Below are 12,823 nucleotides of genomic sequence, written 5' to 3'. Positions count from 1 at the left end.
AGGCTGGCGGTGCTTCGCGCTGGTTGGGCCCTCTGGCCGGTATCGCGGCCGGCGGCCTGCTCGCCTCCATGTTCATGGGCGGCGGCTTCCAGGGCATGCAGATCTTCGACATCCTGATCATGGCGGTCATCGCCTTCCTGATCTTCCGCTTTATCGCCGCCCGTCGCCGCAAGCAACAGGAGCACATGGCTCCAGCCGGCGCGCCGATGCAGCGTGAAGTGTTCGAGCAAAAGCCTGCTGCCATGGGTTCGATCTTCGGCGGTTCGGCTGCTCCTGCTGCCGCTCGTCCGGTGATCAACGCACCCGCCTGGTTCAACGAAGAGCGCTTCGTCGAAGCGGCCCGCAGCCACTTCCAGTCCCTGCAGCAACACTGGGACGCCAACGAAATGGACAAGATCGCCGAGTTCGTGACCCCGCAACTGCTGGAGTTCCTCAAGCGCGAACGTGCCGACCTGGGCGACGGCTTCCAGTCGACCTACATCGACGACCTGAAAGTGCAGCTTGAAGGTGTGGATGACCGCGCCGACAAGACCATCGCCACCCTGACCTTCAGCGGTGTGTCGAAGACCTCGCGTTTCGACCAGGGCGAAGTGTTCAGCGAAAGCTGGAACATGGAGCGCCCACAAGGCGAAAACCAGCCTTGGCTGGTCGCCGGTATCCGCCAGAACGGCTGATCCCTGCCCGCTTTGAGTACGCAGTAACAAAAACCCCGGACTTGTCCGGGGTTTTCTATTTCACGGTTGCACTTATAGCGAGCTACTGTATAAAACGCCCCTATAAACCGCGCCATCTAGCAAGAGGATCCCGGCCGTGGAAGAAGTTATCGAACAATTGCGTGAAGCCAACGAACCGGTACCGGTTCCTCTGGAGCTGCCTGACGAAGATCAACTGGTGGAAATCGAGGAACAACTGTTCATCGATATTCCGTTCGTCTTCCGTGAATTTCTGCTGACCGTCAGCGATGTGGTCTACGGCAGCCTGGAGCCGGTGACCGTCACCGACCCACAGTCCCACACCTACCTGCCGGACGTTGCCGCCAACGCCTGGGATGCCGGTGTTGACCGCAGCATGATCCCGATCTGCCAGGACGGCGACGACTACTACTGCGTCGAAGAAGACGGCACCGTGGTGCTGTGGTCCGGCGAAGAAGAACTCGTCACCGAAGAAACCTGGGAATCGGTGTGGCACTGGGCACGGGACGTCTGGCTGGAAAGCTGAGACCCCTGTGTGCCGAGGGCGCTTGTTGTGGCGAGCGAGCTTGCTCGCGCTGGGCTGCGAAGCAGCCCTCTGCGACCCACTCAGTGCTCCGGCGTATCCTTATGGTTATCCAGGGTCTCCAGCAACGCGACCTGCATCCGCGTATGCACGCGGATGAACCAGCGCCAGAGCACGGCGGCCACCGCGGCCGTCACCACGGCGATCAGCACCAGCAACTTGTTGGTCGGCAGGATACTGGCCGACAAGGCTGCCAATAGCAGGAAAATCACCAGCAGCGAAAGAATCGGGATCACTTCGGCGATCACCCGGCGCACGCGCTGAGTGTGGCGCCCTGCCATTTCCGGCTTCACGCTCATCTCCGCCAGCAGCATCGACAGCGCCTTGAGCTTGCGGTACGCCGCAATCAAAAACGGCAGCGACAGCAGCAACGCCCCACCCCAGATCAATGCCTTCTGCCAGCTCGGATCGCTGACCCAGCCTTCCAGGTAGCTGCCAATACGCTCCGCGAAAAAGCTGCCGGCAAAGAAGATTGCCACCACCAGCGCCAGGTTCACCCCCACCTGCAGAATGATCTTGCGGATCATCGACGCCAGCATCGCACCCTCGCCCTGGGGCTGAATGCTGCGCAGCCACTCGCCATACATCCCGAACACCCGGCTCATGCGCTTGGGCATCACTGCGGCAATCTTCAGCGACAGCGGGTCTGCGCCACGGATCAGATAGGGTGTGAGCAGTGTGGTAATCGCAGAAACAGCCACCGCCACCGGATACAGGAAGTCGCTGGTGACCTGCAACGTCATCCCCAGCGCGGCGATGATGAATGAAAATTCGCCAATCTGTGACAGCCCCATCCCCACTCGCAATGAAGTGCGGCCATCGTTACCCGCAATGAACGCCCCCAACCCACAGGACAACATCTTGCCCAGCACCACGGCCACGGTAATCACCGCAATCGGCCAGGCGTATTGCAGGAGGATCTGCGGGTCGATCATCAAGCCAATGGCGACAAAGAAGATCGCGCTGAACATGTCGCGAACCGGTTCGATCAGGCGCTCAATCTTCAGCAATTGCCGGGATTCAGCCATGATCGCGCCGATCAGGAATGCCCCCAGCACCATGCTGTATTCCAGCTTGACCACCAACAGGCAGAAACCGAAGCACAGGCCCAGCACGGTGATCAGCAGCATCTCGTTGCTTTCGAATTTGGCCACGTATTCCAGCAGGCGTGGCACCAGCAAAATCCCGATCACCAGCGCGACAATCATGAACAGCGAGAGCTTGCCGACGGTGGAGAACACCTCGCCGGAGCTGACCGTGCCGCTGACGGCAATGCTCGACAGCAAGGCGATGATGCCGATGCCGAGGATGTCTTCGACGATCAGCACCCCGAAAATCAGCTGGGCAAAGCGCTGGTTTTTCATCTTCAGGTCATTGAGCGCCTTGACGATGATGGTGGTCGAGGAAATCGCCAGGATCGCGCCCAGGAACAGCGAGTCCATGGTGTTCCAGTCGAACCAGCGGCCGATTTCGTAGCCGATCCAGATCATCAGGATGATTTCGAGGAACGCCGCGATAAAGGCGGTGGCGCCAACCTTGAACAGCTTGCGCAGGCTGAACTCAAGGCCCAGGCAGAACATCAGGAAGATCACCCCAAGCTCGGCCAGGGTCTTGATCGTGTCTTCGTCGTGGATCAGGCCAAACGGTGGGGTGTGCGGGCCGATGATGAAGCCGGCGACGATATACCCCAACACCACCGGCTGCTTGAGCCGATGGAACAGGATCGTCACCACCCCGGCCACCAGCATGATCACGGCCAGGTCCTGGATAAAGCTGATGGCGTGCATGGCGAGGGGCTCCTTGAGGGGTACTGGCGCTTTTCCCATTTCCACGCATGCACCCCGAAAGGTCGCAATGAACGGAAAGAAAAGTCTGCCTTGATCGTAAGAATTGCCTTTGAGACGGGCTTTTGAAGGGTAACACCGCGACTTGCGGCAGAAAGCCGGTGCAATATATGGAAACAGATCGCCCCAGGCGTGACGGCAAGCCGGGGCCCAGCGTCCCGTTATGAATGGCTCTGCAAAGATTCCAGCACCCGCAGAGGTGCCTCCCCACCCAATGCCTACAACCCGTGAGTGTGCTATGGAACCCGGAAACGCCCAGCTGTCGATGACAGTATTGATGACCCCTGACATGGCCAACTTCTCTGGCAATGTGCACGGCGGCACGCTGCTCAAGTACCTCGACGAAGTGGCCTACGCCTGCGCCAGCCGTTATGCCGGGCGCTATGTGGTGACGTTGTCGGTGGACCAGGTGATTTTTCGCGAGCCGATCCATGTCGGCGAGCTGGTGACCTTCCTGGCCTCGGTCAACTACACCGGCAACACATCGATGGAAGTGGGGATCAAGGTGGTCACCGAGAACATCCGTGAGCGTTCGGTACGCCACACCAATAGCTGCTTCTTCACGATGGTCGCGGTGGATGACCAGCGCAAACCGGCCGCCGTGCCGCCGCTGCAACCGCAGAACAGCGAAGACAAGCGCCGGTTTGTCCAGGCTCAACAGCGCCGGCAGATTCGCCAGGAGCTGGAAAAGCGCTATCAGGAAATCAAGGCAGACGGCCCGTAAGAGCCCGCCAGGTTTCTGGATGACCGCTTAGTAACGCGAGCACTTGTCAAAGTGCGCACACACATCAAAGCGCTGGTCCAACTGGGCCATGCGCTCCATATGGTGATTGACCACCTCCATCGTCACGCTCTTTCGGGTATTCACGTAGTACTGCACCATAAGCTTGTCGTTCTCCGCTACGCGCGATTTGATCGCACTGTCCGTAGGCTGCATCCATTGCTCCAGGACGGCATCCTCAGTTCCCCGCAGGCGCTGGCGGTACACCTCAGTGTAAAACCCCAGAGCCCGGGCCAGACGACCGGCAGACTCTTGATTCGACAGTTCGTAGTTCTGCCGAAACTGGTTCCAATAGTCCGGCGGCAAGGCATACGAGCCCATCAACGCCTTGCGCTTGCTGATCAACTCATCAAGCTCTTGAGGCGAGGTTTGCATTCGGTCGACTTTATTCTCTGACACGATGGCCGTGATCGACTGCGCACGCTCGTCAAGAATGCGATCAATCAACACCATTCGCTGCGGAGTATCCGGTAACAACTTGCCGAATATCGGACCTTTGCCCTCGCAAGACGGCATGCCGGTCTCGAACAGCGGCTGCGGGATCCGCACGTCCTTGCCGTCCAATCGCGTAAGACGCTGGAGCAGCGTGCTGCATTGGCGGCCCTGCAATTCGAAGGTCACTTCGTACTCTTCACCCGCCTTGGGCGTTAGATTGAACGCTTTGCCACAGGCATAGGAGCTGCCGTTGGTGTTGATCATCAACATAGTGTCCTTTCCGGGCGCCAGCTTGATCTCCAGCAGCCCACGAGCCGTGGGCGGTGGCGGCACAAGCATGTCTACCCGCCGCTTGGTGTCCACCAGGAACATGTTGTTGAGAATGCCTGTGGTCTCACCCATGCAGTGCTGTGCGTCATAGACAAAAAGGGTGCTGTTGGTGGTGTTGGAGATGAACCGCAGCTTCGCCGCATCGGGCTCGGCTGCGTCAGGATAGGTACCGTGGACGCTGCAACCACTGAGCAGCGTAACCAGGGCCAATGCGATAAATGCCCGTGGCGAATGGAGCAGGGATAACGACATGATCTTCCTTGATGAACGCAGAGGGCAAAAAGACGGCCGGTAGTAACGGACGCCCTTTGCGTCGCTCAATCAGGAATAGTCCTACAGCCCGATTGGGGTTGCCTCGAAGCGAACTCGCGGATGGGCAATCCGGTCCTGGGCGCGCACCAGTTCCAGCTCATAGCTGGCGCACGCCTGGGTTTCCAGCAGTACTTCATGCACCGCTGCAGCAGTGAACTCAAAGGCCGCCACCAGGCTATCGCCCAACAACACCCGCGCCAGGAACAGGCCCGACGTCAGGTCGCCCACGCCCACCGGCTGACGCGGGAATGCCAGCAGTGGCCGACGCAGGTGCCAGCTGCCTTCAGCCGTCACCAACAGCATTTCGAAGCCGTCCGGCAGCTTGCCGGGATAATCCAGGTGCTTGACCAACACCGCTTTCGGCCCGCGGGCCAGTAACGCACGGGCCATCCCCAGGCAATCGAACAGCGACTGCGGCTTGCGCCCGGCAAAGCTATCCAGCTCCAGCTGGTTGGGGCACAGGAAGTCGGCCATCGCCGCCGCTTCCTCCAGCAGGAAGTCGCTGACCTCCTGGGGCACGATGCAGCCTTTTTCCGGATGCCCCATCACCGGGTCACACAGGTAAAGAGCCTTGGGGTTGATCGCCTTGATCCGCGCCACGCCGGTGAGGATCGCCCGGCCCTGGGCCGCACTGCCCAGGTAGCCCGACAGCACTGCATCACAGTTGCCCAGCTCGCCAATCGCCGCGATGCCTTCCACCAGCGCAGGAATTTGCTGCGGCGCCAACACTTCTCCCGCCCACTGACCATACTGAGTGTGGTTGGAGAACTGCACCGTATTGAGCGGCCACACGTTCACCCCGACCCGTTGCATGGGGAACACGGCGGCGCTGTTTCCGGCGTGGCCGAAGACCACATGAGACTGGATCGCAAGCAGATGGGGCGTACGTTTCATGCAGGGGATTTCCGTAAAGCCGTTGATATTCTGGCTGCGCAGTATGCGACTAAACGCGGCCTGTACGACAGACCGGAGACGCAGTTAAGCTGGCCCTACTTTGTTGGAGTTCATCGAATGCTGACCCTCGGAAATATCTTCGTGCTGATGCTGCTGGCGACCGGTGCCGCCTGGCTGTGGCACAACCACGGCCTGCGCGAGCGGGCGCTGGAACGGGTCAAGCAGCACTGCGCCAAGCTCGACATCGAGCTGCTCGATGGCGCCGTGGCGTTGAAGCGCATCGGTTTTGTGAAAGATGCCAGCGGGCGGCGGCGCCTGGCACGGATCTACAACTTCGAATTCACCGTGACCGGCGAAACGCGGCACCCGGGTACCATCACCCAATTCGGCGCCCACAGTGCACAAATCGAGTTGGCGCCCTACCCGTTCGAGATCAAGACGCCATTGCCCAGCGCCGAGATCATTGAGCTAAGCCAGTGGCGCCAGGAGCATGGCAACAGCAAGACCCGTCACTGACGGCAAGCGGTTAACCCACCCTGTAACTGCGCAACGTCCTGCACTTCGCTGAAGATCAATTCGATACGCGAATCCCGCCGCCATTCGCTGGGCTGCCAGGCCAATGCTGCGTTATCCACAGCGTTGGCCGATGCCCAGCCATCCAGGCTGTGGATAACCAGTTTTGCCCGTCGCCAGTCCAACGATTGCAGCCATTGCTGAATGCGCCGCGCGTCGAATCGCTGACTCGGATGCCAGCGCCAGCCAATGCTCCAGCCATCCTCCTGGCCCTGGCTGAGGCAGATCGGCGATGCCGGCTCCGTCCAGATGGCCGGCATTTGCCCCAGGCCTTTGGGCAACTCGAAGTTATCCACAGCCGCTGCCGCTTGAGCATTCACACCCGGTAACCGGGCCAAGGGCAGTTGCGCCTGCTGCGTCCAATAGATCGGCCGGTCGGGCAGTTGTCCTTGAATCAACAGGCGCTGCGCATCACTTAAGGCTTCATTCTTGTTCAATACCAACAGCCCGGCGCTGGCTAATGCCTCCCGTTGGGCATTGGGTAAAGGTTTGCCCGCCGCCAACGCCTGGGCGTCCAGTACGAGTACGCAAGGCTGCACCGCCAGTACCTGCTGCCAGGGCGCTTCCCGCAGTTGCTTGAGCAATTGAGCCGGATGCCCAAGCCCGGACGGCTCGATAAACAGCCGATCGGGCTTTGCCTTACGCAACAAACGCCCCAGCCCTACCTGGAACGGCGCACCATTGACGCAACACAGGCAGCCACCCGCCACTTCACCGAGGGCAATCCCGTCGTCATCACGGGTGAGCAACGCGGCATCCAGGCCAATCTGCCCGAACTCATTGATCAACACCGCCCAACGCTCGTTGGCCGGGCGCTGGGCCAGCAGGTGCTTGATCAGGCTGGTCTTGCCGGCGCCCAGGGGCCCGGCAATCACGTGGGTGGGAATGTTCTGCAGCATGGTGGACATCATTCAGACCGTGTAGAGAGGTTCGATCCTACCCGGTTACGCCAACCAATCCAGCGTCAGAATCAACCGTCGTTGATCCGCTTGCAGCGGCGGCGAGCGGTGGATCAGGCCAAAGCCTTCGTTGCCGTACCATTTTTCGCCCTTGAGCAACGCCACTTCACCGCAGTGGATTTGCTCAATGCATTCTTCCGGCTCAGCACTCGCCTGGCTCAGGTGCCGCCGCTCCATCACACCTTCGCGTAGCCATTGGCTGCCAATGCCGGCGTAGGTAGTGATCAGCCGCACCGGCACATGATCCACATGAAAACGCGGGCACATGGCCTTGTCCAATAGCCGCAAACGCACGCCGATACGCTTGGCTCCCAGCAAACAGGCAAAGGCGCTGACCAGCCACGACACATCGGCGATAAAGCCTTCGTAGCCTTCAAGGTCACGGCAACCCGATGCAAAGTCCTGCAGGTTTGGCTCGGCGTCTTCGCTGTTCAGTTCAACCACCAGCGACTCGGCCAATGGCTCATTGAGTGCCACCAGTAACGCGCCGAACTCGGCGATGTGCAGAGGCAACTGACGCTGCCACACCGCTAGGTTCACGCCGTCCTCAAGGATATCGGTGAGCACGGCCGGGGTTTCGCCGTGGGTCTGGCGAACCACCGGGCGCAGTTTCAGGGTCGGTGCCAGCATCAGGCAGCCTCTTCGAACCAAGGGCCAAAGGGATCGGCCAACAAGCGCCAGCCTTCGACACCCGTGGCCATTTCATCGTCGGTCAGCAAACAAGCGTCCAGCTCGGCGGTCATCTGGGCGAAGTCGATGTTCTGGCCGATAAACACCAGCTCCTGCCGGCAATCGCCGGTGCTCAGTTGCCAGTTTTTCATGATTGCGGCGATGCCTTCCTCGTCCTGGGGCCACTGGGTTTTCGGCACGAAACGCCACCAGCGCCCGGCAAACCCATGGCGCATCAGGCCGCCAGCCTGGGACCAGCTACCGGCGTCCTGGTGTTTGCTGGCCAGCCAGAAAAAGCCCTTGGAACGCAGCAGTTTTCCATTCACCCAAGGCCGGTCGATAAAGTCGAAAAACCGCTGCGGGTGGAACGGGCGGCGGGCGCGATAGGCGGTGGAGGCGATGCCGTACTCTTCGGTTTCCGGCAGGTGTTCGCCACGCAGTTCCTGCAACCAGCCCGGCGCCTGGGAAGCACGCTCGAAGTCGAAACGGCCGGTGTTGAGGATCTTCGCCAACGGCACTTCGCCCATGACCATCGGGATGATTTCAGCCTGGGAGTTCAAGCGCTCCAGGATCGCCATCAACTCCTCGCGCTCACTGCTGCTGATCAGGTCGATCTTGCTGATGAGGATCACATCCGCAAATTCGATCTGCTCGATCAGCAGGTCGGTGATCGAGCGCTCGTCCTCTTCACCGAGGGTTTCGCCCCGGGACGCCAGGCTTTCGGCAGCCTGGTAGTCGAGCAGGAAGTTCATGCCGTCGACCACGGTGACCATGGTGTCGAGCCGGGCAATGTCCGCCAGGCTCTGGCCGTCTTCGTCGCGGAAGGTGAAGGTTTCGGCCACTGGCAGCGGCTCGGAGATACCGGTGGACTCGATCAACAGGTAATCGAACCGACCTTCCTTGGCGAGCTTTCCGACTTCTTCCAGCAAGTCTTCGCGCAAGGTGCAGCAGATGCAGCCGTTGCTCATCTCCACCAGTTTTTCTTCGGCGCGATTGAGGGTGACGTCGCGCTGGACCTCACTGCCATCGATGTTGATTTCGCTCATGTCGTTGACGATCACCGCCACCCGCAGGTTTTCGCGGTTGCGCAGGACGTAGTTGAGCAGCGTGCTTTTGCCGGCGCCGAGGAATCCGGACAGCACAGTAACGGGGAGACGATTGGGCATCAGGTATTCCTCATCAGGGTTGGCCGGTCAAATCGCCCGTTGATGGCGTTCGCGCAGCTCTTCACGTTCTTTGGCTTCGATACACAGGGTGGCCGTGGGGCGCAGCAGCAGGCGCTTGAGGCCGATGGGTTCGCAGGTTTCACGGCACCAGCCGTATTCACCGCGGGCCAGGCGTTCCAGGGCTTCGTCGATCTTGTCCAACAGCTTTTTTTCGCGCTCCAGCAGGCGCAGTTGCCATTGGCGCTGTTCTTCGGCGCTGCCGACATCGGCGGGATCGCTGTTGGGCTCCTGTTCGCGCAGCACCATGAATTCAGCGTCGATACGCGCTTGCAGCTCGTTGCGCTGGGCCAGCAGCAGCTCGCGGAAGAAACCTTGCTGGGCTTCATTCATGTAGTCGGCGCAGGGTTGGGCGAGAAGGTCTTGTTCGGTCATCGGAGGTGGTTCACGGGTCAGGCTGTTTTTTAATGTTATAGTATAACAATGCAAATAAGCCAATCCCCCTTGCTCGTGACGACGAAGGGCGCAATGCTGGCAGCCGAATAATGCCCCGAGAGCCTCTATGAAATACCTGCTGTGTGCTGTGTTGCTGATGCTGGCGAGCCTGGCCAACGCCCAGGTGCCCAGCCTGCTGGCCAACTGCACCCGCAGCGCCAACCTGCTGGCGTGCGTCGACGCCCAGGGCAATGCCTACAGCGTCGCGACGGCAGGCAGCACTACGTATTTGCGGGGCTTTGAAGTAATCGGAAAACGCTATTGGGCACAGACCAGCAGCCGCTACGGGCAACTGACGTTCTTTACCGGGTTGGCTTCCGATGGTGAGGCGTGGGTGGGCTACACGCGGCGAGTGGGCTGGACCACCCTCAACCGGTTTTCCAGTTCCGGTGGTGCCAGCGCCAAGTTCACCTGTAGTCGAATCACCGGCTGTTAGACCTGACCGGTTTTCTGTTCCTGAACCCAGGCCATGTAGCTGTTCATCGGCGGGTTCTTCTGGAAGTAGTTCTTCAACCCTTCAAATAAACCGTCTGCCACCGCCTGTTGATGGCGTGCGGTGACCAGTCGCTGGGCGTCCTGGGTGTTGGAGATAAACCCGGTTTCCACCAGGATCGACGGCACGTCCGGCGACTTGAGCACCGCAAAGCCGGCCTGTTCCACGCGTTTTTGATGCAGCGTGGTGATGCTTTGCAGGCTGCCCAGTACCGAGCTGCCCAGTTGCAGGCTGGAGGCGATGGTGGCGTTCATCGACATGTCGAGAATCACCCCTGCCAGCATCGGGTCCTTGTCCTTGAGATTGAGCAAGGTGGTGGCGCCCAACAGGTCGGCGCCGTTTTCCCGCTGCGCCATGAACCGTGCAGTGGCGGAGGTGGCGCCGCCTTCAGACAGCGCATAGACAGAGGCGCCGGACGCCGTAAGCCGTGGCGCGGCATCGGCGTGTACCGAGATAAACATGTCGGCTTTGTGCTGACGGGCGATGTCCACACGTTTACGCAGCGGCACGAAGAAGTCGTCGTTGCGCACCAGCTTCACATCGAAGCCCTTCTCGCGCTTCAGACGCTTGGCCAGCAATTGGGCGATGGACAGCACCACGTCTTTTTCGCGCTGGCCCTTTGAGCCAATCGCGCCGGGATCCTTGCCGCCGTGCCCAGGGTCGACCACCACGATGATGTCGCGTTTCGGATGAGCCCTGTCCACCGGCGCCGGCACGGGTGCAGCCAACGCGGCCGGTGCCGCAGCGATTTGCATAGGCGCATGAGTGGCGCTTGTCAGGTCCAGCACGAGGCGGTGGCCCTGGCCATCCTGCGGCGGCAGGAGAAAGCTGTTGAGCTGCATCGGCGCCTTCAAATCCAGCACGATCCGCGTATCGCCCTGCCCGAAATGCCCCGAGCGAATCGAGGTAATGCCGCTGTTGGTCAGGGCCAGTTGGCTGAAATCACCGGTCAGCTTCGCGCCGCTCAAATCGATGATCAACCGCTCCGGCGCGGTCAGGGTGAAGGTCTTGTATTGCACCGGGCCGCTGAGGTCCAGCACCAGCCGCAGCTTGTTGTCCGACCGCCACAGCCGTGCATTGCGGATCTGCGCGGCAGACACGCCCAAGGGCAAGGTGAACACCGCACTGGCCAGCAGCAGGTTGAGGAGTTGACGTCTGTGCATGACTTACACCGCAAATAAAGGAGCTTCCGTACTCGACATGACTGAATAAAAGACAGAACAGAAAAACTTTCGTCGTTTCAATTGTAATAATATAACATGTCTTTTTATTTCCAACGATGGACCTGCTCATGAACGCGCTGACTCTGCCCGATATCGCCGCGCAGGCTTCACGCCAAGCCTTGCCGCTCGATTGGGTGGGCATGTGCGGCATTGCCCTGCCCATTCTGATCGACGGCCAAAGCCTTAGCGCCACGGCTGATGCCGGCGTCAGCCTGGACGACGGCGAGGCCCGTGGCATTCATATGTCACGGCTTTACCTGGCGCTGGAAATGCTTGAACAGCAACCGCTTTCGCCAGCACTGCTGCGCAGTGTATTGCAACGTTTTCTCGACAGTCATGAAGGTTTATCCACAAATGCCTACCTGCGAATTCATGCAGGTCTGCTGCTGAAACGCCCGGCGCTGGTCAGCCCGTTGGCCGGCTGGAAAAGCTACCCGGTAAGCATCGAGGCACGCCTGGAAAACCAGATGTTCCACGTGGAACTAAAAATTGACGTTACGTACTCTTCAACCTGCCCTTGCTCCGCTGCCCTCGCCAGGCAATTGATTCAGCAGCAATTTATCGAGGACTTCGCCGGCACACCGCTGCAGCACGAAGACGTACTGACCTGGCTCGGCAGCGCAAACGGCATCGTCGCCACGCCCCACAGCCAGCGCAGCAGCGCGCTGTTGCAGGTCCGGCTTCAAGGCGATCAGCCAACACTGCCGCTGACCCAGTTGATCGACGAAACCGAAGCCGCCCTCGGCACTGCCGTGCAAACCGCCGTAAAGCGTGCAGACGAACAAGCCTTCGCCCTGGCCAACGGGCAGAACCTGATGTTCTGCGAAGACGCCGCCCGCCGCCTGAACCTCGCCTTGAAACGCTCGGATGCGGTCAATGCCTTCCACTTGAAAGTAATCCACGCCGAAAGCCTTCACGCGCACGATGCCGTGGCCGAAAGCCGCTGGACGAGACCTTCCGAATGATCACCTGCACCGCTTTGCGCTGGGGCGCCCCCGGCCAACCACTGACCCCCGCCGTGGATTTCACCCTGGAAAAAGGCAGCCTTACCGGCATCATCGGCGCCAACGGCACCGGCAAAAGCAGCCTGCTGAAAGTTATCGCCGGATTGCAGAAGCCACTGGCGGGGAAAGTGACGATCGATGTTCCACGCCGAGGTGGCCTGTCGTTTTTGCCCCAGCAACAGAACCTCGATCGCCAGTTTCCTATCAGCCTTGAAGAATTGGTGGCCGCCGGTTTCTGGGGCAGCAGGCAAACCCCGCAACAACGTACCGAACGCCTGAGCGCCGTGCTCGAAGACTGGTGCCTCAGCGGCCTGGAGCATCGGCCGTTGATGGCCTTGTCGGGCGGCGAACTGCAACGCGCCCTGCTCGCCCG

15 protein-coding genes are annotated in these 12,823 nt (G+C 60.3%); 7 read left to right on the top strand and 8 right to left on the bottom strand.

All coding sequences use genetic code 11. The features are described 5' to 3' along the window. Both HX846_RS07830 and HX846_RS07825 read left to right on the top strand, forming a co-directional pair. On the top strand, positions 1–674 hold a 674-nt coding region (locus tag HX846_RS07830), incomplete at its 5' end, for a Tim44 domain-containing protein (protein ID WP_178965211.1). A 136-nt stretch (positions 675–810) separates the two neighbouring features. Next, a complete protein-coding gene (locus tag HX846_RS07825; RefSeq protein WP_003213456.1) occupies positions 811–1,218 on the top strand; it encodes an SMI1/KNR4 family protein in 408 nt (135 codons plus the stop codon). An 80-nt stretch (positions 1,219–1,298) separates the two neighbouring features. Here the strand turns inward: HX846_RS07825 and HX846_RS07820 are convergent, their stop codons facing one another. After that, positions 1,299–3,062, bottom strand: a complete 1,764-nt coding sequence (locus HX846_RS07820) for a cation:proton antiporter (RefSeq protein WP_177022401.1) — start codon at positions 3,060–3,062, stop codon at positions 1,299–1,301. A gap of 295 nt (positions 3,063–3,357) precedes the next feature. On the opposite strand from HX846_RS07820, the gene HX846_RS07815 reads away from it, so the two are divergent. Then, complete coding sequence (locus HX846_RS07815; RefSeq protein WP_003213461.1) at positions 3,358–3,843, top strand: acyl-CoA thioesterase; 486 nt, start codon at positions 3,358–3,360, stop codon at positions 3,841–3,843. 27 nt (positions 3,844–3,870) lie between these two features. On the opposite strand, the gene HX846_RS07810 is transcribed toward HX846_RS07815, so the two are convergent. Beyond that, the gene (locus tag HX846_RS07810; protein ID WP_256739792.1) at positions 3,871–4,986 is read right to left on the bottom strand and encodes a hypothetical protein; all 1,116 of its coding nucleotides are present in this window, start codon (positions 4,984–4,986) and stop codon (positions 3,871–3,873) included. A 12-nt stretch (positions 4,987–4,998) separates the two neighbouring features. Further along, entirely contained in the window at positions 4,999–5,871 is an 873-nt protein-coding gene (pdxY, locus tag HX846_RS07805) for a pyridoxal kinase PdxY (RefSeq protein WP_003213465.1), read from the bottom strand. A gap of 117 nt (positions 5,872–5,988) precedes the next feature. Between pdxY and HX846_RS07800 the strand changes: the two genes are divergently transcribed. Next, entirely contained in the window at positions 5,989–6,387 is a 399-nt protein-coding gene (locus tag HX846_RS07800; RefSeq protein WP_003213466.1) for a DUF3301 domain-containing protein, read from the top strand. On the opposite strand, the gene HX846_RS07795 is transcribed toward HX846_RS07800, so the two are convergent. From HX846_RS07795 to dksA, 4 genes are read right to left on the bottom strand one after another with little or no spacing between them, the layout of a single operon-like run. Beyond that, positions 6,381–7,343, bottom strand: a complete 963-nt coding sequence (locus tag HX846_RS07795; RefSeq protein ID WP_178965210.1) for a GTP-binding protein — start codon at positions 7,341–7,343, stop codon at positions 6,381–6,383. The two genes, HX846_RS07800 and HX846_RS07795, sit on opposite strands and share 7 nt — an antisense overlap. A gap of 45 nt (positions 7,344–7,388) precedes the next feature. After that, positions 7,389–8,033: a DUF1826 domain-containing protein gene (locus HX846_RS07790; RefSeq protein ID WP_178965209.1), complete on the bottom strand. Its 645-nt coding sequence runs from the start codon at positions 8,031–8,033 to the stop codon at positions 7,389–7,391. After that, positions 8,033–9,238 carry a zinc metallochaperone GTPase ZigA gene (gene zigA, locus HX846_RS07785; RefSeq protein WP_102604033.1) on the bottom strand — a complete coding sequence of 402 codons (1,206 nt, stop codon included), beginning with the start codon at positions 9,236–9,238 and terminating at the stop codon, positions 8,033–8,035. Before zigA ends, HX846_RS07790 begins: the two co-directional genes overlap by 1 nt. A gap of 27 nt (positions 9,239–9,265) precedes the next feature. After that, a complete protein-coding gene (dksA, locus tag HX846_RS07780; protein ID WP_003213474.1) occupies positions 9,266–9,670 on the bottom strand; it encodes an RNA polymerase-binding protein DksA in 405 nt (134 codons plus the stop codon). 127 nt (positions 9,671–9,797) lie between these two features. Between dksA and HX846_RS07775 the strand changes: the two genes are divergently transcribed. Next, complete coding sequence (locus HX846_RS07775; RefSeq protein WP_003213476.1) at positions 9,798–10,166, top strand: hypothetical protein; 369 nt, start codon at positions 9,798–9,800, stop codon at positions 10,164–10,166. Here HX846_RS07775 and HX846_RS07770 read toward each other — a convergent pair. Further along, the gene (locus HX846_RS07770; protein WP_003213478.1) at positions 10,163–11,386 is read right to left on the bottom strand and encodes an N-acetylmuramoyl-L-alanine amidase; all 1,224 of its coding nucleotides are present in this window, start codon (positions 11,384–11,386) and stop codon (positions 10,163–10,165) included. The two genes, HX846_RS07775 and HX846_RS07770, sit on opposite strands and share 4 nt — an antisense overlap. Positions 11,387–11,514: 128 nt before the next feature. Between HX846_RS07770 and folE2 the strand changes: the two genes are divergently transcribed. Both folE2 and HX846_RS07760 read left to right on the top strand, forming a co-directional pair. Beyond that, positions 11,515–12,411 (top strand): GTP cyclohydrolase FolE2, encoded by an 897-nt coding sequence (gene folE2, locus HX846_RS07765; protein ID WP_003213480.1) that lies wholly within the window; start codon positions 11,515–11,517, stop codon positions 12,409–12,411. Next, positions 12,408–12,823 (top strand): ATP-binding cassette domain-containing protein (locus tag HX846_RS07760; RefSeq protein WP_178965208.1); only part of this gene is annotated, 416 nt, incomplete at its 3' end. The genes folE2 and HX846_RS07760, both read left to right, overlap by 4 nt.

Source organism: Pseudomonas sp. K5002 (genome assembly GCF_013386655.1).
Taxonomy (GTDB): Bacteria; Pseudomonadota; Gammaproteobacteria; order Pseudomonadales; family Pseudomonadaceae; genus Aquipseudomonas.
This window is presented reverse-complemented; position numbering and strand designations above follow the sequence as displayed.

Bases quoted from the DNA above. Each gene is read 5' to 3' on its own strand.
- HX846_RS07820 (WP_177022401.1), bottom strand. From the start codon at position 3,062: ATGCACGCCATCAGCTTTATCCAGGACCTGGCCGTGATCATGCTGGTG.
- HX846_RS07815 (WP_003213461.1), top strand. From the start codon at position 3,358: ATGGAACCCGGAAACGCCCAGCTGTCGATGACAGTATTGATGACCCCT.
- pdxY (WP_003213465.1), bottom strand. From the start codon at position 5,871: ATGAAACGTACGCCCCATCTGCTTGCGATCCAGTCTCATGTGGTCTTC.
- HX846_RS07800 (WP_003213466.1), top strand. From the start codon at position 5,989: ATGCTGACCCTCGGAAATATCTTCGTGCTGATGCTGCTGGCGACCGGT.
- HX846_RS07795 (WP_178965210.1), bottom strand. From the start codon at position 7,343: ATGCTGCAGAACATTCCCACCCACGTGATTGCCGGGCCCCTGGGCGCC.
- HX846_RS07790 (WP_178965209.1), bottom strand. From the start codon at position 8,033: ATGCTGGCACCGACCCTGAAACTGCGCCCGGTGGTTCGCCAGACCCAC.
- zigA (WP_102604033.1), bottom strand. From the start codon at position 9,238: ATGCCCAATCGTCTCCCCGTTACTGTGCTGTCCGGATTCCTCGGCGCC.
- dksA (WP_003213474.1), bottom strand. From the start codon at position 9,670: ATGACCGAACAAGACCTTCTCGCCCAACCCTGCGCCGACTACATGAAT.
- HX846_RS07775 (WP_003213476.1), top strand. From the start codon at position 9,798: ATGAAATACCTGCTGTGTGCTGTGTTGCTGATGCTGGCGAGCCTGGCC.
- HX846_RS07770 (WP_003213478.1), bottom strand. From the start codon at position 11,386: ATGCACAGACGTCAACTCCTCAACCTGCTGCTGGCCAGTGCGGTGTTC.
- folE2 (WP_003213480.1), top strand. From the start codon at position 11,515: ATGAACGCGCTGACTCTGCCCGATATCGCCGCGCAGGCTTCACGCCAA.